Genomic DNA, 26,885 nt, shown 5'->3' with positions numbered 1-26,885 from the left:
AAGAGCAGCGCTTTCTCACTAGTGCGCTGCATTCTATACCAAGTGTTTTTTTCTTTTTTTGAGAAATCAAAAAAACTGCCTAGACTTCTGGATTATCTAAATCCAACATCATGTCTAGCACTTCTAATTGGGTAGTGCGGCCTTTGTCCTGCAAATACCAAAGCTGCAAGGCTGTTTTGGCTGCTTCGTCTATTGTGCCATGTGTTTTTTTATAGTCTGTAATTAAATCCGCGGCATCTTTGGGTCTTGGACCCCAATGCGCCAATGCGCCACTGGTTTCTTTGTGTATTACAATTAATTTTGGAATTGCTTTGGTTTTGTTGGTCAAAAACAACTGCATCAATTCTTCGTTTTCGTCTCGCAGAACAATTCTTAAATCTATGATCCCATCTGAGGCAAGAGCCATTTTATTAAAAATAGGCAGCAACTGGGCCGCATCTCCACACCAGCCTTCGGAAATCACTAACCAAATGTAGGTTTCTTTAAGGCTTGTTAGTTTAGAAATAATGGTCTCTGGAACCACCATGGTTTTATCCAAACGCTGCATTCGTGTGTCGTTCAAACTGCTATAATGGGTTAGTTCTTCTGACGGAGTTTTGGATGTAGATTGTTGTTGGCGTAATAAATCCGAAATTAATTTTCGGTATTCTATATACGAATGGCTTTGAAATAGTGCTTTTGCAATTGAAGTTTTCATAGTTCACTTTGTTTGAGAGTAAAGTTAGTGATTTATTTATTTTTTAAGGCAAATTAAGTTCCTTACTGCCCTACCAAAAAGTATCGCTTTATATCCTGCAAATACTACTCTTGACGAAAGGTTGTTTTTAATTCCGATTTACCAAAAAACACTCTTTAGTGATTGGGTGATCGCAACCAAATAACGAACTCTCTACATCACTTTTGACAGAAACAAAAACAAAAAGAAGGTTCTTTTTAAGATGGACCATGCCGCAGCAAAGAAACACTAAGAAGAACTAAATTTGTAAATTTTGAGTTACACTATTTCAAAAAAAAAGAATATGACTATATTTGCACAAATCAACTCAACATACACATGAAATATAAAAGAATTCTTCTAAAATTAAGTGGCGAAGCTTTAATGGGAGAAAGACAATACGGTATTGATCCCGAGAGATTAGCTGAATATGCCGAAGAAATCAAAAAAATTCACGACAAAGGCGTAGAAATTGCTATTGTTATAGGTGGTGGAAATATTTTTAGAGGTGTGGCAGGTGCAAGCAACGGAATGGATCGTGTACAAGGGGATTATATGGGAATGTTAGCAACCATTATTAATGGTATGGCGCTACAAGGTGCTCTAGAAGACAAAGGAATGCTTACCCGCTTACAGACTGCTTTAAAAATTGAAGCCATTGCAGAACCCTATATTAAAAGAAGAGCAGTACGCCATCTCGAAAAAGGACGTATTGTAATTTTTGGAGCCGGAACCGGAAATCCTTACTTTACAACAGATACGGCCGCTGTTTTACGTGGTGTTGAAATCCATGCAGATGTGATTTTAAAAGGAACTAGAGTGGATGGTGTATATGATTCTGACCCAGAAAAAAATGCTGCCGCTTTAAAATTTGATACAATATCTTTTGAAGAAGTACTGAAAAAAGGATTAAATGTTATGGACACCACTGCATTTACACTGAGTCAAGAAAACAAGCTTCCAATTGTTATTTTTGACATGAACAAGCAAGGAAACCTAGAAAAAATATGCGCTGGAGAAAATATTGGAACCATAGTTAATATATAATCTCTAAATTAAAAGGAGCCAACTTAAACCCTATAACAATGACTGAAGAAATTGAATTTATATTAGATAGTACCAAAGAATCCATGACGGGTTCTATTGCACACTTAGAAAAAGAATTTTTAAACATTCGGGCTGGCAAAGCCTCTCCAGCCATGCTTGGAAGTGTTTTTGTGGATTATTATGGCTCTTCAACACCATTGTCTCAAGTAGCCAAAATAAGCGTACCGGATGCCAGAACAATCACCCTACAACCGTTTGAAAAAAACATGTTGCAAACCATCGAAAAAGCCATTATGGTTGCCAATATTGGTTTCAACCCTATGAATAACGGAGATGTAATCATCATTAGTGTTCCGCCTTTGACCGAAGACAGAAGACGCGAATTAGCAAAACAAGCCAAAGCAGAATCTGAAGACGCAAAAATAGGTATCCGAAATGCACGTAAAGATGCCAATACCGATATCAAGAAATTAGAAAAAGACGGCACCTCGGAAGACGTGTGCAAGAGTGCCGAAGAAGAAGTGCAAAACCTTACCAACAGCTTTATCAAAAAAGTAGAAGAATTGCTCGTAACTAAAGAAGCCGAGATAATGAAAGTGTAAATCTTATTTTATACTAAAAAAATAAAAATCCGTTTTGTTTCTAGCAACAAAACGGATTTTTTATTGCTATTTTTATAACAACCCAAAAAAAAGCTCTTTTTGAACTAAAAATCTTATATGAAACAATTGTGTGTGTGGTTTTTTTTATTGACGCTTTCTATGCAGGCGCAATTTCATATCAGCGGAACCGTAAGAGCATCTGCCACCAATATGCCGCTTGGTTATGCAACCATCACTTCTGCTCAAGGCAACCACTCTGTTACAGATGTAGATGGCAGATTTGACCTGGTTACCAAAACCCCTTTAACTAATTTAAAAATATCCTATCTAGGATATTACACCACTAGCGTTACCTTAACTCCCGAAACCAGCTACTACACCATTTATTTGGATCCAAAACAAAGCCAATCTAACGCAGTGTTGTTAGCCCAAACAAACCCTGAAATTGCCATTATACAACAGACCATTGCCAATAAGCCACACAACAACCCTCAAAAAAAACTTTCTTCGTTTGAATTTACATCCTATAACAAGCTTATAGTCAGCGCTCCTGCGGACTCTATCTCAAGCAAAATAGACTCCATATTTGTAGATAGAGCTTACGGCAAAAAATTTAGCAAGTTAGACTCTACCAATTATAAAATAAAAGAAATGGTAAGCGAACACCACTTGTTCCAAACCGAAAAAGTATCCCGATACCAATTTGCAAACCATACCCTAAAAGAAACCATTTTGGGCACAAAAATGGCAGGATTTAAACAACCAATATATGAGATTTTAGCTTTTAACCTACAATCTTTCTCCATATATGACTCCAGTTATGAACTCTTTGAAACCAAATACAACAGCCCTATTGCAGACAACGCTTTTAAGGACTATACTTACAAAATACTAGACACGGTAGCTATTGGCAACCGAGATTCTTTTATGATTTTGTTTAAAAACAAGAAAAAAAGCAGAACAACCGGACTAGAAGGCGTTTTATACATTGACACCAAGAGTTTTGCCATTACCAAAGCCATTATGCGTATTAAAGGAGTTATAGACATCAGTGGAACGCATGAATTTGACTATATCGCCTCAGAGGATCTTTGGTTTCCTATTCAAAAAAGTTTTCGGATTGTAAAAGGCCAAAATGATGATGATATAAAAATTCTGGGGGGCACCATACAATTTGATGGCGATACACCAGAGAACTTTGGAACCCGAAAAAGAGCTGCTTCGGACTACAGCTACCTGCACTCGGAGAGCAGCAATTTTGACATTACCTACAACACGCCTATACCGCTCAAAAATATATTTATTGCCGTTAAATTAGACCCAAAAGCCCTACACCAACCCGAACAATTCTGGGAAAAATACAGAAAAGATAGCCTAGACCTTAGGAGCCAAAAAACCTATCTTGCACTAGATAGCATTGCCATAAAAAAGAAGATTGCAAGCCGATTGCGTTTTGGCCGAAAGGTTATAAATGGCTATGTACCATTGCGTTTTTTGGATATGGATTTGCGCAAAATTGTTAGCTATAACAATTATGAAGGTTTCCGATTGGGCTTTGGAGGTATTACAAACGAACAATTTTCTAGATATATCCAAATAAATGGCCATGTTGCGTACGGAACCAAAGATGATACCTTTAAATACAATCTGGGATTAGCCACGTTATTAAACCGAAAATCCAATTCTTGGATAGGCATTGCCTACACAGACGATGTCAAAGAGATTGCAAGCACGGTCTATGCTATTGAAAAAAAACCTTTTAAACTCTATGACCCCAGACCCATAAACATTAGTACTTTTTATAATTATGTGGGCTGGAGCGGTAGTTTTGAAACCAAACTACTACCCAAAACAGAAAGTGCATTAGTGGTTTCTTCGATAGAGGTTAGCCCCCTATTTAAGTACCTATTTAAGTACAATGGAACTTTATATTCTAAATACACCTTGACTACAGCAATGCTGTCGATGCAATGGAGTCCATTTAGTACCTATATGCAAACTCCAGACGGCCGTATAGAATCCGAGAAAAGGTTCCCGAAGTTTACCTTTCAGTTTACAAAATCACTCCCTAATATTGCTCCTGATGCTTTTGACTTTAGTAAAATAGAATTTAAGGCAGAGCACGAAAAGAAACATCTAAACGGACACAAAACCAATCTATTAGTAGAGGCCGGTTTTGCCTCAGGAGCTATTCCGTTGACGCATTTATACAATAACTCGCCTAATAACATTACCAAAAAAACCATTATACAACGCATTACCTTTGCTTCCAAAAACAGTTTTGAAACCATGTATTTCAATGAGTTTTTCTCTTCTGAATATATTTATTTTCAGTTCAAACACAGTTTTAACCGCGTAAAAATTATTCCTAAAGTAAAACCCTCTTTGGTATTAGTATCCAGAATGGGTTGGGGAGACATGCAAAAACCCCAACAACACATTGGTCTGGATTATAAAAATCTTACGGATGGCTTTTTTGAATCGGGCATAGAACTAAACCAGTTATTTAATGGTTTAGGCCTTACCGCTTTTTATCGGTATGGCCCCAACCAATTGCCCAAACTAGAAGACAATATTGCCGTCAAATTGAGCTTTGTATTAAAATTAGGACTGTGATTTTTTTGGGCAACGCCGTTATTTAGGGTTTAATTATTAATACAGAAGGCACTCCTACCAACCAGTCATTATTGGAATCCAAAAGCGATTTCCAACTCTCTAGACTAATGAGCATTAAATCTTGTTTCTCTAAAAAAGCCAAGTCTACTGTTTTGCCGGGTATAACTGCAATGTTGTCTGCATGTTTTTGTTCTAAAGAGGCTATTGCGCTTTGCAACACAAAATTACTCTGAATGTGGTTGTTAAGATCCAACAACACGACCTTAGAGTTGTTGTTATGAATTAGTTTTTGGGCATAATCTATCAAAAAAGCATCTTCGGACTTAAATAGAGGGATAAAAATATGGTCAATATTCTGAAATTCTTTATCAATTAAAATCCCTAAGGGCATTTTGGTTTTGGTTACAATTTGCCGGGTTCTTTCGTCAAAAGGAGTGTTTTCGAACAACCCTTCTTTTCCGGTAAATTTATCAATCAACCGATCTGGGTTTATAATTCTGGTGGTAAATCCAATGACTTTGCCCAATAGTGTTCCTTCAAAAATAGATTTTCCTAAACCAACCAACAACAAATCATACTCGCCTTGGTTGGCTAGATCCGTAATTTCGGTCTCAATATCTGTGGTTACTTTGAAGATGGTATCAATTTCAAGGTTGAGTTGTTCGGACTCTTCAAATATAGGTTCAAAGCTATCTTTCTCTTTTTCTTCCATGTTGAAAGAGTGCAATTCCTCACTAAGGGTTAAGTGTAGGGCAGTAATGGTCGAGCTGGTTTTTTGTTTTTTTATGAATCCATTGGCTAATCGCAAAAGAGATTTTCCTTTTTCGTTGTTTCCAAAAGAAACCAAAATACGGTACTTATTGGTGTCCGGCAATTCTTCTTCTATAGAGGTGTTTTTGTTTTTAAATACAAAATCTATCAAATCTAAGGCAGGTCCAGTCATAAAGGTAGTTACTAAGGCCATAATCACCATCATCGTAAACACCTCTGGTGTGAGTACTTTGAGCTCAAGCCCTATGTTTAAAACAATTAATTCCATTAGTCCTCTGGTATTCATCAAGGCACCTATGGTCAAACTATCTTTCCAGTTTTGTCCTACAAATTTGGCTGCCAAGGCACTACCTATAAATTTTCCGATCACGGCAACCATAATAATAGCTCCTGTCACTTTCCATAAGTACGCATCATTGATCAAGCCTACTTCGGTTTTTAAACCCGTAAAAACAAAAAATAAAGGCAAGAGTAAAATTACGGCTACGTCTTCTACTTTTTCTATAAAAATCATTCTAAATTTAGACACATCTGGCATGATTGCACCCATCATAAAGGCGCCAAATAGGGCATGAATACCGATTACTTCTGTAGCGTAAGAGGACAAAATTAAAAACAAAAAGAAGATTGCCATCACTGGTTTGCCAATACTGTCTTTGGATCCGTATAAATCTCCAATTCTTTTTAAAAAGGGTTTTACAATAAAAATCATCGCCAGGACATATACTACCGCTAAGGAGATTACGTACAAGGATCCTATAAAATCTCCTGCTTTTACAATAGCAATTACTACTGCTAACAAACACCAAGCGGTGATATCATCTGCGGCAGCACAGGTGATTACAATAGCGCCGAGTTTTGTTTTATGGATCCCTCTCTCTTGCACAATGCGTGCCAGTACCGGAAAGGCCGTTATGCTCATGGCTATTCCCATAAACAAACTAAAGGACAAAAAAGCAACTCCTTGTGGCGCAAATTTATTATAAACAAAATAAGACAGGCCTATGCCTAATGCAAAAGGAATCACAATACTGGCATGGCTGATAACAACTGCTTCGCTGGCTTTGTTTTTTAAAACCTTTATATCCAATTCCATCCCGATCACAAACATGAAAAGAATTAATCCTATTTGACTCAAAAATTTTAAATTGCCCAACGATTCTACCGGGAATAAGGCCGCCGAAAACTCCGGAAAATACATTCCTACCAAGGAGGGACCTAAAACAATTCCGGCAATGATTTCGCCAATTACGGTAGGTTGTCCAATTTTTTTGAAAATCCAACCAAACAATCGTGCTACCAATATTATCATGACTATCTGTGCCAAAAGTATGGCCAAGGGATCTTGAAAATTGTGCTGCATAGAATCTATAAAATCATTCCAAGAACTATGCCCTGTGGAGGCAACCATTAGATTGTTGCTTTTCTCTAAAGCTTTCCCTCTTTGGACTATCCAATAAATTAAGGCGCCAAACCCTCCGGTAACGCCAAAATAAAACAAGCTGTTTTTGTACTTTTTTAAATCCATTTTACCCTAGCGTATTTGTTATAAAAATAACACAAAGATGTAAAATTCTAGCATAGGTTTTACATGTCCAAAAAATATTTTAAAAGCCTGAATTAAAGTGCCCAAAAAGACTAAAATAACCAAAAAGATTTGGCCAAATGGTTTCATTAATGGCTGTTTTTACTACATTTGCAGTCATTTATACCCATTTATGAAAAAAAGATTAAAAGTAGGTTTCTGGGAACTCATTGCCAGGATTGTACTTAAAAACAGACTTGCTATACTCGGTGTTATTTTTTTAATAACTGTTTTCTTGGCATTACAATGGAAAAACATTCAGTTTTCATTCACAGAGGCCAACTTACTGCCAGACAACAACGAAGTTAACAACCAATACCATGCTTTTTTAGAACAATTTGGCGAAGAAGGAAACCTTATTGTGGTTGGTGTAAAAGACGACACTTTTTTTACACCCAAAGCTTTTGCGGCTTGGAACCAGTTAATGACCTCTATTAAAGCACAAAAAGAAGTAGACGTAGTGGTGTCTATACACGATTTAAAGCAACTACAAAAAAACGATTCTTTACAAAGCTTTGAAGCCGTTTCGTTTGTAGATCCTACAAAAACAAATAGCCAAGATTATTTAAATAGCCTCCGGAAAGAGTTGTTTACAAACATGCCTTTTTATGAAGGATTGCTTTTTAACAAAAAAAACGGAACCATTCGTTCTGCCATTTATTTAGACAAAAAAATTGTCAATACGGCACATCGCAAAGAGTATATAGTAAAGGATTTTATCCCTAAAATAACTGCCTTTGAAAACGAAACAGGTATTGATTTGCGGGTTTCAGGAATGCCTTACATCCGTACGCTCAATGCCATTAGTATTGTAAATGAAATTGGTTTGTTTATTGGCGTTTCTTTATTACTGACTTCTTTAATATTTTTCTTCTTTTTTAGATCTTTTAGAGCCACCTTAATTGCTATCTTGATTGTTGTAGTTGGGGTGATGTGGACCTTTGGTTTGTTAGGTTTGTTTCATTATCAAATTACGGTACTTACTGCCTTGGTGCCTACCTTGGTGATTGTAATTGGTATTCCAAATTGCATTTTTTTGACCAACAAATACCAGCAAGAATACAGTGTGCATGGTAATAAAGCCAAAGCATTACAACGCGTAATTACTAAGGTTGGAACCGCTACTCTAATGACCAACTTGACCACCGCAGCGGGATTTGCTACCTTTATTATCACCAGTAGCCAACTGCTCAAAGAGTTTGGTATTATTTCGTCATTGAGTATTGTAGCTCTATTCTTTTTGTGTTTGATTGTTATTCCTATCTATTATAGCTACCAGCCCGTACCAAAACCCAAACATCTAGAACATTTAAACCGCAATTACACCCGTGTTTTTATTCAATGGATTGAAAAAACCGTTAAATACAAAAGACGTTACGTGTATCTAGTTGCTTTATTTTTGTTTTTGGTAAGCATCATTGGCGCTTTTAAAATAAAAACCTCCGGAAGTTTGATTGAAGACATGCCAAAGAATACCGGTTTTTATACGGATATTTTATTTTTTGAAAAAGAGTTTGAAGGAATTATGCCTCTAGAGATTACCGTAGATACCAAACGGAAAAAAGGAGTTATGAAACTCTCTACTCTAAGAAAAATGGACGAACTTCAAAAAACCATCGAAGAAATTCCGGAGCTATCCAAACCGATATCTATTCTGAACTTGGTTAAATACACCAAACAAGCCTATTATAATGGCAATCCAGAATATTATGAATTGCCCACCTCTCAAGAAAAAAGTTTTATTTTAAGCTATGCCAAAAATGGCGTCAAAAGCAACACTACCAACCTAATGAAAAGTTATGTAGACAGCACCGGACAAGTAGCCCGAATTACCACTTTTATGCGAGATATAGGCACGGGTAACATGGCCAAGATCGAAGAGAAACTTTGGGACAAAGCCAACCAAATTTTCCCAAAAGACCGGTACCATGTAGTGATGACAGGAAAAGCATTGGTTTTTGAGAAAGGAACCCAATATTTGTTAGACAATCTCGTAACCTCTTTGTTGTTTGCTGTGCTACTGATCTCTTTGCTAATGGTTTTTATGTTCCGTTCTTTTAAAATGGTAGTGGTATCCTTAATACCTAATTTGCTGCCGTTGTTTATTACAGCCGGATTGATGGGTTATTTTGGCATTCCGTTAAAACCCTCTACTATATTGGTCTTTAGTATTGCCTTTGGATTATCGGTAGATGACACCATTCACTTTTTGGCACAATACCGGCAAGAACTTGCTAATAATAACTGGAAAATTAAAAAATCCGTTTTTGCTACTATTAAAGAATCCGGAATAAGCATGTTTTACACCTCGGTAGTATTGTTTACTGGTTTTTCGGTATTCTTGCTTTCTGATTTTGGAGGAACAGTAGCCCTCGGAGGATTAATTGCCATTACGCTTGCTTTTGGAATGCTATCCAACCTAATGTTGTTGCCTTGTTTGGTACTAACATTAAATAAATCCTTGGCCAATGCGCAAGAATTCATAGAACCAAAAATTGATGTTTTGAGTCATACGCAAGACAACGACGATACGGAGTACTAAAACCTCTGGTTGTGCTGCCACTCCCAAAAAAAACCTTTTTTAAACTACCCGTCTTGTTTTTAGACGGGTTTTTTTTACCTAAAACGATAACTTTTTGTGGTTAGTATCTAAAAGGGTATCTTGGCGGAAGATCCATATTTGCTTTACAGTATCCCAAATCGGTACTGCATTTTGGATGCAATGGAGTCCAGTTACCAATTAAAAAAACGGGGCGAAATCGAAAAGCCTAACGAGTAGAAAAAATAAAAAAACAAGAAAATGAACGAACAAGTTTTAGTTGCAAACAAGTATCTGGATAAAATAACTAGCTTGGGCTACGAGTATATCCCAAAAGTAATAGGCGCCATACTGGTACTACTAATTGGCTTATGGGTCACTAAATTAATTACCAAAAAACTCCGACAAACCTTAACCAAATCCAAAATAGACCAATCTCTGGTGCCCTTTTTGTCCAGCATGGTGGCGATACTTTTAAAGGTCGTGATTGCCATTACGGTAATGGGTATGGTAGGGATACAAATGACTTCTTTTGTTGCCATTTTGGGTGCTGCGGGCTTAGCCGTTGGATTGGCATTGTCTGGAACCCTACAGAACTTTGCTGGAGGGGTGATTATCTTGATCCTAAAACCGTTTAAAATTGGAGACCTTGTAGAGGCACAAGGTTTTTTGGGTATCGTAAAAGAAATTACCATTTTCTCTACTATATTAAATACTCTGGATCATAAATTAGTTATTGTTCCAAATGGGCCTCTTTCTACGGGTGCTCTTGTAAACTATTCTGCAGAACCAATCCGAAGAGTGGACTGGACCTTTGGGATTGCTTATGGAGATGATGTAGAAAGTTTTAAGAAAGCCATTAACCAGTTTATCTCCGAAGATGCTCGAATTTTAAAAGAGCCCGCTAGTTTTATTGGACTATCCGAACTGGGAGATAGTTCGGTGAATTTTACTGTTAGAGCATGGACCTCTGGAGCGGATTATTGGGATGTGTTTTTTGAAATGAATGAAAAAGTGTATACTAAATTTTCTGATTATGGACTCAATATTCCTTTTCCACAAATGGATGTTCATGTTCAGAACAACAAATAAGAGAATGCCGTAAGGTTTTTTTTGTTTATTACTCCAAAAGGCTTTCTGTTTCTTTGAAATAGAAAGCCTTTTGGTTTAGGACCTGGGTTTATCAAGTCCTCTATCATAAAGCACGATACTTCCTGCCACAGAAACGTTCAAACTTTTTTCGGACTTGAATTTGACCAAATAATGGCATTTTTCGATGGCTTTTTTGGAGAGTCCGTTATCTTCGGCTCCTAATAGATAGACGCAACGTCTGGGATGTGCAAAAGTTTCTAGATCTTCTGCGGTATCATCAAGCTCTACACCTACTAAGCGGGCGCCTTTGGGGAGGTTGTTATAAAAATCTTCGAAGGTTTGGTAATGAAAATACGGGATGGATTTGACGGCATTATGGGTGTCGCAGGCTTGTTTGGCATAGCGGTTGCCTATGGTAAAAATGTAACTGGCTCCTAGGTTTTGAGCCGTACGCCATAAAACACCTAAGTTTTCGGGGGTTTTTCCGTTTTGGATGCCAATGCCAAAATACTCGGTTGTAAAATTATCACTCATCTGGCAAAAATACAAACTCAGGAGTGGTTTGTCAAATTTTTTATTTGGTTTAATGTAGTTTGCAATTGGAGTCTTTGCTTGGTCCTTAGCCCAGATAGTAGCGGCATCCTTTTACTTTTTTTCTTTAAAAAAGTAAAAGATATAGCGGATAGCTGGAAATAGCTCCTAAAAATTACAATCTCTATTGGGATTGCGGGTTTACTACAAGGACATTTAAAACAAATGATTTATATTTGCAGTTAGAACTGGACACAATTTTAAATTCAATTATATACCTAAAATGAGACATACAAAAGTTAAAGACTTACTAAACAGTACCACGACGCTACAGGAAGTAAATGCAAAAGGATGGGTAAGAACTTTTAGAAACAATCAATTTATTGCTTTGAATGATGGTTCTACCATCAACAATATACAATGTGTGGTGGATTTTGAGAATACTCCAGACGAGATGTTGAAGAGAATTACCACTGGTGCTGCCGTATCTGTTACTGGAACATTAGTTGAAAGCAAAGGTGCGGGTCAAAAATTTGAAATTCAGGTTGCTAAATTGGAGATTTTGGGCGATTCGGATGCGGAGAAATTTCCGATACAACCTAAGAACAAACCTAGCTTGGATTTTTTGCGTGAAAATGCGCATTTGCGTGTGCGTACCAATATTTTTGGGGCGATTATGCGTGTGCGTTCGGTATTGTCTTATGCGGTGCACAGCTATTTTCAGGAAAAAGGTTTTGTGTATGTAAACACGCCTATCATTACGGGATCTGATGCGGAGGGTGCCGGAGAGATGTTTAAGGTTACTGCGTTACCGTTTGATGGTACGCCCCGAAAGGAAGATGGAAAAGTGGATTATAAAGAAGATTTTTTTGGTAAAGAAACCAATTTGACTGTTTCTGGACAGCTTGAAGGAGAAACCTTTGCAATGGCTCTGGGACAGGTATATACTTTTGGCCCTACCTTTAGAGCGGAGAATTCGAATACTTCTAGGCATCTTGCGGAGTTTTGGATGATTGAGCCAGAGGTTGCTTTTAATGATTTGGATGACAATATGGATCTTGCAGAGGAGTTTATTCAATACGTGATTAAATACACGTTGGAGAAATGTCCGGAGGATTTGAAATTTTTGGAGACCCGTTTGTTAGAAGAAGAAAAAGCAAAACCTCAGGCGGAGAGAAGCGAGTTGGCTTTGTTGGATAAATTAAATTTTGTTTTAGAGAACAACTTCAAACGGGTTTCGTATACCGAAGCTATTGATATTTTAAGAAATTGTACGCCTAATAAAAAGAAAAAATTTAACTACATCATTAATGAATGGGGTGCGGATTTGCAATCTGAACACGAGCGTTATTTGGTAGAAAAACACTTTAAATGCCCCGTAATTTTGTTTGATTATCCTGCAAATATCAAAGCGTTTTACATGCGTTTGAACGAAGATGGCAAAACGGTACGTGCTATGGATATTCTTTTTCCGGGTATTGGCGAAATTGTAGGCGGTTCTCAAAGAGAGGAACGTTTGGATGTTTTGGTCGAAAAAATGAAAGCCTTAGGGATTGATGAAGAAGAATTGTGGTGGTATTTAGATACCAGAAGATTCGGATCTGCGGTTCACTCTGGTTTTGGACTTGGTTTTGAAAGATTGGTATTGTTTGTTACAGGTATGACCAACATCCGTGACGTAATTCCATTTCCGAGAACACCAATGAATGCGGAATTTTAGAAAGAAAAAGTTTGGGAACTGCAAAGTCACTACGATTTTTAAGTTTTAGAAAATTGTTTCAAGTTTAAGGTTTAACTTTGCTTGAAATACGAGCAACTTTAAACTTTTTAAACAAATTTTTTAAGATTCTGAGTTAATAAAAACAACTAATTATAAATAGTCCATAAATGTTACTTAGTAGCTTTGCAACTCAGTAACTCAGTCACTTTTTTTATGCTAAAGCAATTCTTAAATTTAAAATTATCCCAAAAATTATCTCCACAGCAAATCCAGCTGATGAAGTTAATTCAATTGCCTACGCAAGCCTTTGAGCAACGTTTGTTAGAAGAAATGAACGAAAATCCTGCCCTCGAATCTGGCAAAGAAGACGAGTACGATGCCGATGATTTTGACAAAGAACAATACGACGATTATGACGATGTGGACTCGGATAAAATTGAGGCCGAAGACATCAATATCGACGAATACTTAAGTGACGATGCCACGCCAGACTACAAAACACAGGCAAACAATTATAGCGATGATGACGAAGAACGAGAGTCTCCATTAGCCTCTCCTATTAGTTTTCATCAGGATTTAATCAACCAATTAAATACCTTTATACTCGAGGATTCTGAACGAGAAATTGCAGAATTTTTGGTGGGTAGCATTGACGATATGGGCTACATCCGCAGGAGCATTCCAGATATTGTGGACGATATGGCCTTTACACAAGCCATTTACACAGACCAAGCAATGGTAGAGCGGATGTTGCAGGTAATACACCAATTGGAGCCTTCTGGAGTTGGCGCTCGTGATTTGCAGGAGTGTTTATTGCTGCAACTAAAACACAAAACACCCTCAGAATACGTGGCTTTGGCTACCGCTATTATTGAAGATCAATTTGATGCTTTTACAAAAAAACATTATGATAAATTGATCCAGAAATACAATGTATCTACCGAGCAATTAAAAAAAGCCATTCACGAAATTGAACGCTTAAACCCAAAACCTGGAGGTGCCTTTACTGGAAACAATAAAGTTACCGAAAATGTGGTTCCGGATTTTGCAATCCGAATTGTCGATGGTGCCCTGGAACTAACTTTAAACGGAAGAAACGCTCCTAGTCTACACGTATCCAAAGACTATCAGGAGATGATGCAGACCTATAAAGATTCTAAAAATAAATCTGGCGCTCAAAAAGATGCCGTACAGTTTATAAAACAAAAATTAGACTCTGCCAAATGGTTTATTGATGCTATCCGACAACGCCAAGAAACCTTATTTGTTACCATGAATGCCATTATGCATTACCAAGAAGAATACTTTTTGGATGGTGATGAAACCAAGCTAAAACCAATGATTTTAAAAGATATTGCGGATTTAGTAGGACTAGACATTTCTACCATATCTAGAGTAGCCAACAGCAAATATGTAGAAACGCCGTATGGAACAAAGTTAATTAAAGAGTTTTTCTCCGAAGCCATGAAAAACGATCAAGGGGAAGATGTTTCTACGCTTGAAATCAAAAAAATATTGCAGAACATTCTGGAAGCCGAAGACAAAAAGAAACCCTATCCAGACGACCAATTGGCCGAATTATTGAAAGAAAAAGGGTATCCAATTGCCCGAAGAACCATTGCCAAATATAGAGAACAACTCGATATTCCGGTGGCCAGGATGCGAAAGAAGATATAAGATTGCTACATCTCTTTTAGAACCATTAAAAAGGCACTATAAGTTAAGTTGTAGCTTAACTTTAGTGCCTTTTTAATGGTTTTTTTAGCTTCTGCAAAAAAGAAAACGGAGCGTTTTTTGGTTATTTAATCTGTTTTATAAATTACTTCTTTTCTTCTTGATCTTTGCGCATAGCGTGGTAATAAGCCGCACGACTCAGCGGCTCATACTCTTGGGTTTCTCCTAACATAACCAATTTATCATTGGCTGTTTTTCTAAAACTATAGTTTGCTAGATTTCCTGTGCGGGTACACACAGCATGCACTTTGGTCACATATTCGGCTGTTGCCATCAATGCCGGCATAGGCCCAAAAGGATTTCCTTTAAAATCCATGTCTAGCCCAGCCACAATAACACGAATGCCTTGATTGGCAAGATCGTTGCAGATTTTGACAATTTCGTCATCAAAAAACTGCGCCTCATCAATACCCACTACCGCACAACCTTGTGCCAATATAGCAATATTAGCAGCAGCAGGCACCGCCGTAGAACGGATTGCATTGGCATCGTGAGACACTACGTTTTCTTGGTGGTAACGCGTATCTAGCTCGGGTTTAAAAATTTCTACTTTTTGCTTGGCAAATTGGGCTCTTTTGAGCCTGCGGATTAATTCTTCGGTTTTGCCCGAAAACATCGAACCACAGATAACTTCAATCCAGCCAAATTGCTCTTTATGATTTACCGTATTTTCAAGAAACATTTTGTATTTTTTGACTTAAAAAAGGAATAGATTTTATTCCTTTGTAGTGTACCAATTCGGCTTAATATTTTATACTTTTACACAATTCCAAAAGTAACTATTTTTTTATGCATTTGAGGTCTTGCAAAGGCTTATTTAAAAAATTAAACCTATTTTTTAATCCTTTACAAAGCCTGGATAGCGGTTTCAAGCTGCATTTTTAAACAAATAAAAAACGCCATACATACAATAATTTAAAGGTTATGAAAAAAAAACTCCAAGCTGATTTAATTAGCATTGCTCACAGAGTATTACAACTTAAAAACAAATCGGATATTGACCAATTGTATTTAGAAACCCAAAAATTATACGAAAAACTCTCGGTGTTAAAATTTATTGACCAACACTACGGAGATACCAAACCTACCATTGGACGCCAAGAAATAGAACACGAAATAGATGGTTTTTATGCTACTCCAACTCCTGTAGCGGCAAGTAGCAAGCCCGAAACGACTTCTGTTGAAGCTATGCCAACCGCTTGGGCACCAGAAACTGCCGCAAATACAATCCCTACTGTTTTGGAAACTGTTCCCCTTGCCAAAGATACCCAACCAAATAGTGCTCCTACACAACAAGCCACCCCTAAAGAAGAGACCATCCCTACGGCAGAATTGCTTAAAGGAACTCCCGCGGTTACTAAACCCGAAGCAATACAGATTTCGTTTGAGGATTTATTGGGAGGCAATTATAACCACCCACAATTTATAAAGGTAGAAGACGTAGCTCCCATTGCTCCAGAACCTGTTTTTGAACCTGTTTTAGAGCCTATTATAGAAAAAGAAACGCCTAGCATTAGTACAACTCAAGTGCCTACTGCAGAGAAAGCAGCAATTCCAGTGGCTCCAAAAAAGGCCTCTCTAAACGATACGTTTTCTAAAGGGATTGAGATTGATCTCAACGACAGGATTGCCTTTGTAAAACATCTTTTTGGTAATAGCGAAGAAGATTATAATCGGGTTTTAAATCAATTAATCACCTTTGATACTTTTTATGAAACGCGCAATTTTATTGAAGAAATGGTAAAACCAGACTACAATAACTGGAAAGGAAAAGACGATTATGCAGAACGTTTTATTGCTATTATTGAAAAGAAATTTTTATAAAATAGTTTCCATTCCATGTAAAATACATCCTGTTGTTGGCGTTCTATTTTTTCTTTTTAAAAATCCATGTATTCCTTATTATGTCCAAATTATATATCGTTCCTACCCCTATAGGCAATCTCGAAGACATGACTTTTAGAGCCATCCGTATTCTCAAAGAAGCCGATTTAATTCTTGCAGAAGACACACGCACCAGCGGAAAACTCTTAAAACATTTTGAAATAGGCACCCACATGCACAGCCACCACATGCACAACGAGCACAAAACAATTGAAAATGTACTTGCCCGCTTGAAAGCCGGAGAAACCATTGCCTTGATCTCTGATGCCGGAACGCCAGCAATATCGGATCCTGGTTTTTTGCTCACCCGCGCCTGTGTCGAAAACGGAATTAACGTAGAGTGCCTGCCCGGAGCAACTGCATTTGTGCCTGCCTTGGTCAATAGTGGCTTGCCTAATGATAAATTTGTTTTTGAAGGGTTTTTGCCCGAAAAAAAAGGCCGTCAGACCCGTTATTTAGAATTAGCCGAAGAAAGCAGAACCATGATTCTGTATGTATCGCCACATAAACTACTCAAAACATTAGCCGAATTTATCACCTATTTTGGTGCCGATCGACAACTATGTGTTTCTAGAGAATTATCCAAACTACACGAAGAAAATGTAAGAGGAACTGCTCAGGAAGTGCTAACGCATTTTGAAAAAACTGCCCCTCGAGGCGAAATTGTAGTGGTTCTAGCCGGCAAACCATTTGTTAAAGAAGCCAAAAAAAGTAAATTCTCCAATCAAAACGATACCCAAAACACTGCATCATGACATTATCTACCTACCTCACTACCCTAAAACAAAACCCTAAAACAATTGTCTTTGCAGATACTATGGCAGTGATTGAAGATAAGTATACCTTTACCCCTACCGCTTTTCAAAACGGAACCCTACACAATGCCGCTGGACAAAACTCTGGCTCTTGTAAATTGTTCGCTTTTGCAAAAGCACAACAACTCTCTCTAGACCAAACCCTAGCCTGTTTTGGAGCCTATTATTTTGAAGATGTTCTAAACCACCCCAACGGAACAGACCATCAAAATATCCGGAATTTTATGCTTACTGGATGGGATGGGCTACACTTTGAAGCAGATGCTTTGGCGTTAAAATAAACCAATCAGACCCTGCTTTTTTTTACCAAAAAAAATAAAACTTGAAATCCTAAACCATGCGTTGGACCCTAAAACCAAAACCTCCCAAAGAGACTGTTGCCCAACTAGCTGCTGCCTTAAATGTGGAAGATTTTGTAGCTAACCTACTGGTACAACGAGGCATATCCACTTTTGATCAAGCCAAAGATTTTTTTCGGCCCTCTCTGAGCCACCTTCATGATCCGTTCTTGATGAAAGACATGGACAAAGCTGTTGCCCGAATTGAATTAGCAATTGCCAAACAAGAACGCATACTGGTTTTTGGAGATTATGACGTAGATGGCACCACAGCTGTTTCGTTAGTATCTTCTTACTTAAAATCCTATTATCCGGATGTTGCCACTTATATTCCAGATCGGTATCTAGAAGGATATGGCATCTCTTATAAAGGTATTGATTTTGCCCATGACAATGGTTTTAGCCTAATCATTGCTTTGGATTGCGGTATCAAATCCATAGATATGGTTGCTTACGCAAAAGCCAAACAGATTGATTTTATTATTTGTGACCACCACAGACCAGGAGACCAACTCCCCGAAGCCGTTGCGGTATTGGATCCCAAAAGAGCCGATTGCAACTATCCCTATGAGGAACTCTGTGGCTGCGGCGTAGGCTTTAAATTGATACAAGCTTTGGGTAGCAATAAAGGAGAAACAAGTGCCGATTTGACCCCATATCTAGATTTAGTAGCAACCGCTATTGCAGCAGATATTGTACCGATGACTGGCGAGAATCGGGTGTTGGCTTACTATGGACTACAAGTGATCAACACCAATCCAAGACCCGGAATTAAAGCCTTGGTCTCTCAGATAAAAAAACACCCCATAGACATAACCGATGTTGTTTTTGTGTTAGCGCCCAGAATCAATGCAGCAGGACGGATACAACATGGCAATCGGGCAGTAGAATTATTGACCGAATTTAATTTGGAACAAGCCCAACTATTTGCTTCCCAAATTGAACAATACAACTCCTATCGGAAAGAATTGGACCGACAAATAACCCAAGAGGCACTCACTCAAATAGAAGACAATAAAGAAACCAATAGGTTTACTACTGTGGTTTTTCAGGAAGATTGGCACAAAGGTGTCATTGGTATTGTAGCCTCTAGATTGATAGAAACCCATTACCGCCCTACTTTAGTTTTTACCAAAAGTGGAGACAAATACGCCGCCTCGGCACGATCTGTAAAAGGATTTGATGTTTATAATGCGCTAGAAGCTTGCTCAGAGTATTTAGATCAGTTTGGAGGCCATATGTATGCCGCAGGAATGACTATACTTCCTGAAAACTATCCTGCATTTAAAGCCGCATTTGAAAAACAAGTACAAAAAACCATCTTGCCCGAAATGCTTACGCAAGAAATCGAAATAGATGCCGAAATTCAATTTACAGACATTACGCCCAAGTTATTCCGAATTCTAAAACAATTTGAGCCTTTTGGCCCTCAGAACAGAACTCCAGTTTTTTGGAGCAAAAACATTATAGATACCGGCTATCCAAAAACCATGGGAAAAAATAATGAACATTTGCGGCTTTTTGTCAAACAAAACAACTCCCCAGGAATTGCTGCAATAGGTTTTGGTTTAGGCCCAAAAATAAACCTTACCAAAAATCAAAGTCCTTTCCAGGCGGCATATTGTATTGATGAAAACCAATGGAATGGCAAGACTACAACCCAATTAAGACTAAAAGAAATTCAAGAATGAGTGCCAACAAACTACCCAAAAAAGACCCCTACGCTGCCTTACGTTTTAGAGAGTTTTCCTTATTTTTAGTAATGCGTTTTGCGATGGTTTTTGCCTGGTCTATGCAATTTATTGTGATTGAATGGCAGGTGTATAGCATCACCAAAGACCCTTTATCTTTAGGAATAATTGGCTTAATGGAAGTCATTCCGGCAGTATCCATGGCCTTATTTGCTGGGCATATTGTGGATCAAAAAGAAAAAAAAGGATTATTGGTAAAATGTATTCTGGCATTCTCGATTATTAGTTTTGGTCTTTTTTTGCTGACTTGGCCTGAAATAGTTTCTGGTTTGGATACCCAAACTATTTTGTATGCTATTTATTTTATGGTTTTTTTAGGCGGTTTGGTTCGGGCATTTTTGGGACCTACTATTTTTTCTTTTTTGGCTTTGCTCATACCCAAAAAAGCCTATCCTAATGCCGCTACATGGAGTAGCTCTATTTGGCAAGCAGCTACCGTTTTGGGACCAGCGGTTGCCGGTTTTTTTATTACCTGGATCGGTGTTCATTGGTCATTGTGTTCGGTTTTTGCCTGTTCGGTTGTAGCATTAATTGCCTTATCTCAAATTGATCCTAAGCCTATTTTGAATCCAAAAATTGGCGAGCCAGTGATGCAGAGTTTAACCGAAGGCATCCGATTTGTTTTTAACAATAAAACCATTTTAGGAGCCATAACTCTAGATATGGTGGCTGTTTTATTTGGTGGCGCCGTGGCTTTGTTACCCATTTTTGCACAAGATATTTTAAAAGTAGGGCCCGAAGGATTTGGCTTTTTGAGAGCCGCCCCTGCTATTGGGGCTTTGATCACCATGCTCATTACTGCCTATGTGCCTTTAAGCAAAAATGCAGGAATGAAATTATTGGTTGCCATATTTGCCTTTGGAGTTAGTATTATTGTTTTTGGTCTTTCTACTATATTTTGGGTCTCTTTGCTTGCTTTGTTTTTTAGCGGGGTATTTGATGGAATTTCAATGGTAATTAGACAAACTATTTTGCAACTAAAAACCCCCGATTCTATGCGTGGTCGTGTGGCTTCGGTAAATTCTATGTTTGTGGGATCTTCGAATGAGTTGGGCGCTTTTGAAAGTGGCTTAACTGCCAAATTAATGGGAACGGTAACGGCGGTAGTTTTTGGAGGCACCATGACGCTTTTTGTAGTGCTTACTACAGGAATAATCTCTCCTACTTTTAGAAAACTAGACCTTACCAAAGACATAGAAGAGCATGAGAAAGAAGATTAATGTTTTTTTATTTAGAATAAATCTAAATAATTAGTATCTTTGTTGCAAATGAATTCTTATGGACGAAATGAAGCAAATTTATTACAACAATTCTGGCACTTCTTTTTTTTGGAAAAAAGAAAACGAGGTCCTAACCCACTGCATCCAATTGATTTTTAGAGAAACCGGTTTTTATTTTACCAGACAAGAGTTGCAACTATTTAGAGGCTGTATTGACGAAAGTTACCAATTAAACAAATGCTGTGATGGCTGTCCGCTAAAGAATAATTGCTACAAGTTTTTATTAAAAACGCCTTGTTCTCAAATTGATTTAGCGGTTTCGATGCGTGAGTTAAAAGCAATTAAAGATCTTGTGGAGGGCACTTTATTTAAAATAAATTTGGAGGAATATTGTAATGGAATTGGTCGAAATTAACTCCAAGAGAGTTTATTGGTATTTTTGGATCTCAAAGGTTTGGCCGTCAAAAACACCGTAGGTAAAATAACTAATCCAATCTCCTAGATTGACATAGTGCGAATCTTGGCCTATGGTGACTTTCATGGGTAAGTGACGGTGTCCAAAAACCAAGTAGTTGTAGTGTTTGGTTTCTAGTTTCTTTTTGGCATATAGGATCAACCACTCGTTGTCTTCTCCCAAAAAGGTGATGTCTTCGTCTCCGGAGATCAATTTATTTTTTACCGATAGGTATTGTGCCAAACGCACGCCAATATCTGGATGCAACCATCCAAATAACCATTTAGAAAACGGATGGGTGAATACTTTTTTCATGCGTTTGTACCCCATGTCTCCCGGGCCTTTTCCATCTCCGTGGCCTATCAAAAAGCTGGTGCCCCAAAAGTTAAACTCTTGGTTGTCATGATATACTGGGATATTCAATTCTTTCTCAAAATAGCCGTGCATCCATAGATCATGGTTGCCTACAAAGAAGTAAATCGGAATGCCGCTGTCTCGTATTTCGGCTAGTTTGCCCAATACGCGTACAAAACCCTTTGGGACTACGGTTTGGTATTCAAACCAAAAATCAAACAAATCGCCTACCAAAAAAATTGCTTCGGCGTCTGTCTTTATTTGGTCGAGCCATGCTACAAATTTCTTTTCTCTAGGAAAACTCAATTCTGGTGTTGGCGCTCCAAAATGCTGATCAGAAGCAAAGTATACTTTTTTGTTATGGGGTAGTTTCATTAAACTAAGGTGTCAATGGAATTATATATTATCGCTTGCAAACCATTCTGCAAAGGATGATTCTGTTTCTTGTAATTTTAGGGAAAATAGCTGGATGCCTATCGGTAGTCTGCTTTTTATTCTTTGGGCAAAATCGATTACCATGTTTTCGCTGGTGGGTTGGTAGTCTACTAGGATAACGTGGTGGCCGCGTTTTTTGAGCTCCATGGCTAGCTCTATATGCGGGGTGGTTTGGTTAAAGACGGTGGCGTGGTCAAATTGGTCTACTATTTCTTCTTTTACGATTTTTTTTAGGTCCGAAAAATCAATTACCATTCCGAATTTTGCGTCTTCTCTGTTGGTGATGGGGCGGCCTATTACGGTCACGGAGAGTTTGTAGCTGTGGCCGTGAACATTTTTGCACTTGCCGTCATAGCCGTATAGGGCGTGTCCGGTTTCGAAATTAAATTGTTTTGTTATTCTGATATTGCTCATCTGGGTGTACTTTTGGGTGTAAATTTAGTGATTTGTGTTGAGAAATGGTCTGCAAATCTTGGCTTTTGGTCTTTGGGTGGCTGTAGCCCTGATCGTAGCGGCATCCTATTGTGGCGGGGTTCGCCACGATAGATACAGCGTAGAGCAGGTTTTGGCTCCAAATAAAAATTTTGTTGGACTTATTTTTTGAATTGTTCTAGGGCGGTTTTGGTGTGCTGGGACAGGACTAGTTGTCCGGATATGGTGGCGCGTTCTAGCATGAGTTGCTCCCAGTTTGGGGTGTTGTGCCAGAGTATTTTTTTGAGCTGGGTTAGTGCCTCTGGGTTGTAGCTGGCGAGTTTGGCGGCGCGTTCTGCTACTGCTTGGTCTAGGCTAGGTTGGTCTTGGTGTAGTTGGGTGTAGAGGCCTTTTTGGTGGGCCCATTGGGGGCTTTGCCATTGGTCTGGCTCTAGGGTCATGGCGGCCATGGCGGTTTTGCCTATTTTGTGGCTTACGGCGGGTTCTATGACAAAGGGCCCGATGCCTATGGCGAGTTCGGAGAGTTTGATGCTGGCGTTGGTGGTGGCTAGGGTGTAGTCACAGGCGGCTATAATGCCTACGCCTCCGCCTACTGCTTTGCCGTGGATGCGCCCTAGGATGATTTTGGGGCAGTCTCGCATGGCTTGGATTAAGTGGGCAAAGCCAGAGAAGAAGTTGCGACCTTGTTCTGGGGTGGTTACTGCTAGTAATTCTTTGAAGGAGGCGCCTGCGCAAAAGGCGCCTGTGCCTTGACTTTGCAGTACTATTACCGATACGTTGGGGTTGTTGCTTAGTTCTTGAAAGCTGTGGGTTAAGGCGTCTAGTTGGGTGCGCTCAAAGGAGTTGCTGGCGGGATGTGCAAATTCTATGGTGGCAATTTGGTGCTGAATTGCGGTGGTGATGGTACCGTGTGATCTGGTTTGGGTCATGGTATTGTTTTGTTGTAAAGTTAAAATTATTACTTAGAGTATAAAACACTTATTTGTGTAGAAATTTTTTTTTATTTGTTTTTGAATCCAAAATAATGTTATATTTGCAGCTCTATTTGGGGGATTAGCTCATTTGGCTAGAGTACTTGCCTGGCAGGCAAGGGGTGACCGGTTCGAATCCGGTATTCTCCACAAACAAAAACCGTAAATCTATTTTGGATTTACGGTTTTTTTGTGCTTGGTTATTTTAGTTCTGTCAAAACAATAAACGGATTGCTTTATGGCAAAGGCATGTTGTATTGGGGAGTGGAATTAATAGTTTATTTTGCCTACTGTTTGCATTACTCTCATGATCTTGGTTTTTCTGTTATTGATGTAAGACGAAGAACTTGTTGCGGTAAATCTGCGAGGATTAGGCAATATGGCTGCTATTCCGGCTGCTTGTCTTGGGGTGAGGTTTGCGGCATCCTTGCGGTACCAATGGGCTGCGGCTGCTTGTGCGCCGTACACGCCGTCTCCCATTTCGATACTGTTTAAATACACTTCCATGATGCGTTTTTTGCCCCAAATGGCTTCTATCAAAACAGTAAAATAAGCCTCTAGACCTTTGCGAAGATAACTTCGGCCTTGCCACAAAAAAACGTTTTTGGCTGTTTGTTGGGATATGGTGCTGCCTCCTTTTATCTTGCGTCCGCGTTCGTTGTTTTTGTACGCTTTTTGCATGGCGCCAAAATCAAAACCGTTATGGGTCAAAAAGGTTCCATCTTCGCTGGCTATAACTGCTTTTTGTAAATGGATGGAAATATTTTCAAGTGGTTCCCAATCGTGGCTACAAACGGCTTCTTTGTTGGCTTTTTGGTGTTCTATGGCTCTTATGGCCATCAATGGCGTAAAGGGTACGGGCACAAATTTAAAAAACACCACCAAAAATAAGGAAACTACCACAAAAAGCACTATTGCTTTAAATAGAAAGCGAAGGCATTTGGTTTTAAAACTTGTTGGTTTTTTTTTACTGCTTTTTTTGACTGGGGCTTTTCTGGGGGGTGTTTTTGTTGCCATTCTATAACTAGGGATTCTTTTTTTTTAAAATATTTCTTGCTTAAACTGGGTTCCCTATCTGAAAATTAGGAGCCCGCAAAATTACTGTTTTTAAGCCTTGTTTTTATTTATTTTATACAATTTTCCCTGCTAAGGTACCGTTGTTGTTTTATTTAAAAATCTATCCAGGTTGTTGGTTGTTGGGATTGGTTTTTTTTTAATATAAAAAATAAGGCATAGATGCTAGAGTATACCCTTTAGAAATAGTTAACAAAATGTGTGTCTTGGTTTTAGAATAAAATTGTACTTTTAAAAACCAAAAATAAATTTATTTACATGAAAAAAATTCTTCTTACAACACTAACAATGATAGGTTTAAGTGCCATGAGCCAAAATGTAATGTCTCCAGAATTACTCTGGAAGCTAGGGAGAGTCTCTCCTATTGGACTTACTAAAGATGCAAAAAACATCGTTTATAAGGTAAGTACACCTTCTGTTGCCGAAGATAAGCTCTCTTCTGCGTATTATACCATTGCGGTAACTGGCGGAAAAGCAGTGGAAATTAAAGATCCTAAAGTATGGGTTGCGGATAAAAACATTTCTCCAGACGCAAAATATCTCGTTTATAACCAGGAGGTGAAGGTTAAGGCAGTAAATGGCAAGGATTTTTATCCGGATTTAGACAAGTCTGAGGTACAAATTTATGATGGTCTGGATTACCGCCATTGGGACACTTGGAATGAAGGAAAATTCAATCATGTTTTTTATAAAGAAAATAAAGAGAATGCTACCGGAGTGGATCTTTTAAAAGACCAAGCCTATGATAGTCCACAAAAACCATTTGGTGGCGACGAGGATTATATCTGGTCTCCAGATAGCAAAAGTATTTTGTATGTAGCCAAGAAAAAATCTGGAACGCAATATGCGGTGTCCACCAACACAGATATTTTTGAATACCACCTACAAACTGGAGAAACAACCAACAGAACCGAAGGAAATTTAGGCTATGACATGGCTCCTCAATTTTCGCCTACCGGAAACCTTAGTTGGTTACAAATGCAACGCGATGGTTTTGAGGCAGACAAAAACGATATTATCGTTGCCTTTAAAGGCAGCAAAATAAATCTTACTGCAAATTGGGACGGAACCGTGGATAGTTTTACATGGAGTGCAGATGGCAGCAAAATATACTTTATTGCACCTGTTGATGGCACCAAGCAAGTATTTGAAGTAAACTTTCCGGGGCTTACCAAAATTGCTATACGGGTTACTCAAATTACCAAAGGAGATTTTGATGTAAATGAAATTATTGGCATTACGCAAGACATGCTAGTTGTGACACGCGCAGATATGAATCATGCTTCCGAAATATTTTCTTACCACCTTAAAAAGAATTCTTGGAAGCAAATCACGACTGTAAACTCGGCTATTTATGATACTTTAGCCTTGAGCAAAACTGAAAAAAGATATGTAACCACTACCGATGGCAAAAAAATGTTGGTTTGGGTTGTTTTGCCACCAAATTTTGATGCTACCAAAAAATACCCAACACTTTTATATTGTCAAGGAGGCCCACAGAGTGCGTTAACACAATTCTATTCGTTCCGTTGGAATTTTCAGCTAATGGCTGCAAAAGGATATATTGTTGTGGCACCTAATCGTAGAGGTATGCCCGGACACGGCGTAGCCTGGAATGAGCAAATTAGTAAAGATTGGGGCGGCCAGGTTATGGACGATTACTTAGCTGCTATGGATGCTGTTGCCACAGAAAACTATGTAGACAAAAATCGTTTGGGATGCATTGGAGCTAGTTACGGCGGCTATTCTGTTTTTTACCTTGCCGGTATTCACAACAACCGTTTTAAGAGTTTTATAGCCCATGACGGCGTATTTAATACCCAAAGTATGTATGGAACCACCGAAGAAGTTTTCTTTAGTAACTGGGATTTTGGAGGCCCTTATTGGGAAAAAGAGAATGCTGTGGCTCAAAAAAGCTATACCACTTTTAATCCGATCCAATTGGTAGAAAAATGGAACCAACCCATTTTGATCATTCAAGGAGGAAAAGATTTTAGAGTGCCAATTGGACAAGGCTTAGAAGCTTTTCAGGCAGCACAATTGCGTGGTATTAAAAGCAAACTTTTATATTTTCCGGAAGAAAATCACTGGATCCTAAAGCCCCAAAATGCACAAGTATGGCAAAAAGAATTTTTTAAATGGCTTAAAGAAACCTTATAATACCCTAAATTTAACACCCTTATAATTAATTATTAAAAATCAAAA

General features: G+C 38.4%; 22 protein-coding genes and 1 tRNA gene. 15 read left to right on the top strand and 8 right to left on the bottom strand.

Features of this window, described 5'->3' with window-relative positions; genetic code table 11:
* Positions 1-79: 79 nt before the first annotated feature.
* Positions 80-697, bottom strand: a complete 618-nt coding sequence (locus tag LB076_RS04375) for a thioredoxin family protein (RefSeq protein WP_066333310.1) — start codon at positions 695-697, stop codon at positions 80-82.
* A 357-nt stretch (positions 698-1,054) separates the two neighbouring features.
* Between LB076_RS04375 and pyrH the strand changes: the two genes are divergently transcribed.
* From pyrH to LB076_RS04360, 3 genes are all read left to right on the top strand, one after another.
* Positions 1,055-1,762, top strand: coding sequence for a UMP kinase (pyrH, locus tag LB076_RS04370; protein WP_066333307.1), 708 nt, complete (start codon positions 1,055-1,057; stop codon positions 1,760-1,762).
* Between the two features lie 38 nt (positions 1,763-1,800).
* The gene (gene frr, locus LB076_RS04365) at positions 1,801-2,364 is read left to right on the top strand and encodes a ribosome recycling factor (protein WP_066333305.1); all 564 of its coding nucleotides are present in this window, start codon (positions 1,801-1,803) and stop codon (positions 2,362-2,364) included.
* 117 nt (positions 2,365-2,481) lie between these two features.
* Entirely contained in the window at positions 2,482-4,980 is a 2,499-nt protein-coding gene (locus tag LB076_RS04360) for a DUF5686 family protein (protein WP_066333303.1), read from the top strand.
* A 22-nt stretch (positions 4,981-5,002) separates the two neighbouring features.
* Here the strand turns inward: LB076_RS04360 and LB076_RS04355 are convergent, their stop codons facing one another.
* Positions 5,003-7,279: a cation:proton antiporter domain-containing protein gene (locus LB076_RS04355; protein ID WP_066333302.1), complete on the bottom strand. Its 2,277-nt coding sequence runs from the start codon at positions 7,277-7,279 to the stop codon at positions 5,003-5,005.
* Positions 7,280-7,469: 190 nt separating this feature from the next.
* On the opposite strand from LB076_RS04355, the gene LB076_RS04350 reads away from it, so the two are divergent.
* Both LB076_RS04350 and LB076_RS04345 read left to right on the top strand, forming a co-directional pair.
* Entirely contained in the window at positions 7,470-9,878 is a 2,409-nt protein-coding gene (locus tag LB076_RS04350; protein ID WP_066333301.1) for an efflux RND transporter permease subunit, read from the top strand.
* 258 nt (positions 9,879-10,136) lie between these two features.
* A complete protein-coding gene (locus LB076_RS04345; RefSeq protein WP_066333300.1) occupies positions 10,137-10,967 on the top strand; it encodes a mechanosensitive ion channel family protein in 831 nt (276 codons plus the stop codon).
* 75 nt (positions 10,968-11,042) lie between these two features.
* On the opposite strand, the gene LB076_RS04340 is transcribed toward LB076_RS04345, so the two are convergent.
* Positions 11,043-11,501, bottom strand: a complete 459-nt coding sequence (locus LB076_RS04340; protein ID WP_066333298.1) for an RNA methyltransferase — start codon at positions 11,499-11,501, stop codon at positions 11,043-11,045.
* A 280-nt stretch (positions 11,502-11,781) separates the two neighbouring features.
* Between LB076_RS04340 and asnS the strand changes: the two genes are divergently transcribed.
* Positions 11,782-13,218, top strand: a complete 1,437-nt coding sequence (gene asnS / locus LB076_RS04335) for an asparagine--tRNA ligase (RefSeq protein WP_066333295.1) — start codon at positions 11,782-11,784, stop codon at positions 13,216-13,218.
* Positions 13,219-13,431: 213 nt separating this feature from the next.
* Positions 13,432-14,895 carry an RNA polymerase factor sigma-54 gene (rpoN, locus tag LB076_RS04330; RefSeq protein WP_066333291.1) on the top strand — a complete coding sequence of 488 codons (1,464 nt, stop codon included), beginning with the start codon at positions 13,432-13,434 and terminating at the stop codon, positions 14,893-14,895.
* Between the two features lie 142 nt (positions 14,896-15,037).
* Here the strand turns inward: rpoN and LB076_RS04325 are convergent, their stop codons facing one another.
* On the bottom strand, positions 15,038-15,634 hold the full coding sequence (locus tag LB076_RS04325; RefSeq protein WP_066333290.1) for a thymidine kinase: 597 nt from the start codon (positions 15,632-15,634) through the stop codon (positions 15,038-15,040).
* A gap of 242 nt (positions 15,635-15,876) precedes the next feature.
* Here LB076_RS04325 and LB076_RS04320 point away from each other — a divergent pair, with 242 nt between their 5' ends.
* The 6 genes from LB076_RS04320 (at position 15,877) to LB076_RS04295 (ending at position 21,375) form a co-directional block, all read left to right on the top strand.
* Complete coding sequence (locus LB076_RS04320; RefSeq protein ID WP_066333288.1) at positions 15,877-16,776, top strand: hypothetical protein; 900 nt, start codon at positions 15,877-15,879, stop codon at positions 16,774-16,776.
* Positions 16,777-16,856: 80 nt separating this feature from the next.
* Entirely contained in the window at positions 16,857-17,591 is a 735-nt protein-coding gene (gene rsmI, locus LB076_RS04315) for a 16S rRNA (cytidine(1402)-2'-O)-methyltransferase (protein WP_066333285.1), read from the top strand.
* A complete protein-coding gene (locus LB076_RS04310) occupies positions 17,588-17,932 on the top strand; it encodes a HopJ type III effector protein (RefSeq protein WP_066333284.1) in 345 nt (114 codons plus the stop codon). Before rsmI ends, LB076_RS04310 begins: the two co-directional genes overlap by 4 nt.
* A 56-nt stretch (positions 17,933-17,988) precedes the next feature.
* Positions 17,989-19,680 carry a single-stranded-DNA-specific exonuclease RecJ gene (gene recJ / locus LB076_RS04305; protein ID WP_066333282.1) on the top strand — a complete coding sequence of 564 codons (1,692 nt, stop codon included), beginning with the start codon at positions 17,989-17,991 and terminating at the stop codon, positions 19,678-19,680.
* Entirely contained in the window at positions 19,677-20,960 is a 1,284-nt protein-coding gene (locus LB076_RS04300) for an MFS transporter (RefSeq protein ID WP_066333435.1), read from the top strand. Before recJ ends, LB076_RS04300 begins: the two co-directional genes overlap by 4 nt.
* A 58-nt stretch (positions 20,961-21,018) precedes the next feature.
* Positions 21,019-21,375 (top strand): hypothetical protein, encoded by a 357-nt coding sequence (locus LB076_RS04295; protein ID WP_066333278.1) that lies wholly within the window; start codon positions 21,019-21,021, stop codon positions 21,373-21,375.
* A 12-nt stretch (positions 21,376-21,387) separates the two neighbouring features.
* On the opposite strand, the gene LB076_RS04290 is transcribed toward LB076_RS04295, so the two are convergent.
* The 3 genes from LB076_RS04290 to LB076_RS04280 form a co-directional block, all read right to left on the bottom strand.
* Complete coding sequence (locus LB076_RS04290) at positions 21,388-22,143, bottom strand: UDP-2,3-diacylglucosamine diphosphatase (protein ID WP_066333275.1); 756 nt, start codon at positions 22,141-22,143, stop codon at positions 21,388-21,390.
* 21 nt (positions 22,144-22,164) lie between these two features.
* Positions 22,165-22,617 (bottom strand): 6-pyruvoyl trahydropterin synthase family protein, encoded by a 453-nt coding sequence (locus tag LB076_RS04285; protein WP_066333273.1) that lies wholly within the window; start codon positions 22,615-22,617, stop codon positions 22,165-22,167.
* Between the two features lie 179 nt (positions 22,618-22,796).
* Complete coding sequence (locus tag LB076_RS04280) at positions 22,797-23,564, bottom strand: enoyl-CoA hydratase/isomerase family protein (RefSeq protein ID WP_066333271.1); 768 nt, start codon at positions 23,562-23,564, stop codon at positions 22,797-22,799.
* A gap of 118 nt (positions 23,565-23,682) precedes the next feature.
* Between LB076_RS04280 and LB076_RS04275 the strand changes: the two genes are divergently transcribed.
* Positions 23,683-23,756, top strand: a tRNA-Ala gene (locus LB076_RS04275).
* A gap of 120 nt (positions 23,757-23,876) precedes the next feature.
* On the opposite strand, the gene mtgA is transcribed toward LB076_RS04275, so the two are convergent.
* A complete protein-coding gene (mtgA, locus tag LB076_RS04270; protein ID WP_066333269.1) occupies positions 23,877-24,623 on the bottom strand; it encodes a monofunctional biosynthetic peptidoglycan transglycosylase in 747 nt (248 codons plus the stop codon).
* 315 nt (positions 24,624-24,938) lie between these two features.
* On the opposite strand from mtgA, the gene LB076_RS04265 reads away from it, so the two are divergent.
* Positions 24,939-26,840, top strand: a complete 1,902-nt coding sequence (locus LB076_RS04265; RefSeq protein ID WP_066333268.1) for a S9 family peptidase — start codon at positions 24,939-24,941, stop codon at positions 26,838-26,840.
* The last annotated feature ends 45 nt before the right edge of the window (positions 26,841-26,885 follow it).

It is taken from the genome of Flavobacterium crassostreae, assembly GCF_001831475.1.
In the GTDB taxonomy this organism is placed as follows: domain Bacteria; phylum Bacteroidota; class Bacteroidia; order Flavobacteriales; family Flavobacteriaceae; genus Flavobacterium; species Flavobacterium crassostreae.
Note: the sequence above shows the minus strand (reverse complement) of the source record. Positions and strands in the feature narration are given on the sequence as shown.

Coding starts and splice junctions, on each gene's coding strand:
- LB076_RS04375 (WP_066333310.1), bottom strand. CDS start 697: ATGAAAACTTCAATTGCAAAAGCACTATTTCAAAGCCATTCGTATATA.
- pyrH (WP_066333307.1), top strand. CDS start 1,055: ATGAAATATAAAAGAATTCTTCTAAAATTAAGTGGCGAAGCTTTAATG.
- frr (WP_066333305.1), top strand. CDS start 1,801: ATGACTGAAGAAATTGAATTTATATTAGATAGTACCAAAGAATCCATG.
- LB076_RS04360 (WP_066333303.1), top strand. CDS start 2,482: ATGAAACAATTGTGTGTGTGGTTTTTTTTATTGACGCTTTCTATGCAG.
- LB076_RS04355 (WP_066333302.1), bottom strand. CDS start 7,279: ATGGATTTAAAAAAGTACAAAAACAGCTTGTTTTATTTTGGCGTTACC.
- LB076_RS04350 (WP_066333301.1), top strand. CDS start 7,470: ATGAAAAAAAGATTAAAAGTAGGTTTCTGGGAACTCATTGCCAGGATT.
- LB076_RS04345 (WP_066333300.1), top strand. CDS start 10,137: ATGAACGAACAAGTTTTAGTTGCAAACAAGTATCTGGATAAAATAACT.
- LB076_RS04340 (WP_066333298.1), bottom strand. CDS start 11,501: ATGAGTGATAATTTTACAACCGAGTATTTTGGCATTGGCATCCAAAAC.
- asnS (WP_066333295.1), top strand. CDS start 11,782: ATGAGACATACAAAAGTTAAAGACTTACTAAACAGTACCACGACGCTA.
- rpoN (WP_066333291.1), top strand. CDS start 13,432: ATGCTAAAGCAATTCTTAAATTTAAAATTATCCCAAAAATTATCTCCA.
- LB076_RS04325 (WP_066333290.1), bottom strand. CDS start 15,634: ATGTTTCTTGAAAATACGGTAAATCATAAAGAGCAATTTGGCTGGATT.
- LB076_RS04320 (WP_066333288.1), top strand. CDS start 15,877: ATGAAAAAAAAACTCCAAGCTGATTTAATTAGCATTGCTCACAGAGTA.
- rsmI (WP_066333285.1), top strand. CDS start 16,857: ATGTCCAAATTATATATCGTTCCTACCCCTATAGGCAATCTCGAAGAC.
- LB076_RS04310 (WP_066333284.1), top strand. CDS start 17,588: ATGACATTATCTACCTACCTCACTACCCTAAAACAAAACCCTAAAACA.
- recJ (WP_066333282.1), top strand. CDS start 17,989: ATGCGTTGGACCCTAAAACCAAAACCTCCCAAAGAGACTGTTGCCCAA.
- LB076_RS04300 (WP_066333435.1), top strand. CDS start 19,677: ATGAGTGCCAACAAACTACCCAAAAAAGACCCCTACGCTGCCTTACGT.
- LB076_RS04295 (WP_066333278.1), top strand. CDS start 21,019: ATGGACGAAATGAAGCAAATTTATTACAACAATTCTGGCACTTCTTTT.
- LB076_RS04290 (WP_066333275.1), bottom strand. CDS start 22,143: ATGAAACTACCCCATAACAAAAAAGTATACTTTGCTTCTGATCAGCAT.
- LB076_RS04285 (WP_066333273.1), bottom strand. CDS start 22,617: ATGAGCAATATCAGAATAACAAAACAATTTAATTTCGAAACCGGACAC.
- LB076_RS04280 (WP_066333271.1), bottom strand. CDS start 23,564: ATGACCCAAACCAGATCACACGGTACCATCACCACCGCAATTCAGCAC.
- mtgA (WP_066333269.1), bottom strand. CDS start 24,623: ATGGCAACAAAAACACCCCCCAGAAAAGCCCCAGTCAAAAAAAGCAGT.
- LB076_RS04265 (WP_066333268.1), top strand. CDS start 24,939: ATGAAAAAAATTCTTCTTACAACACTAACAATGATAGGTTTAAGTGCC.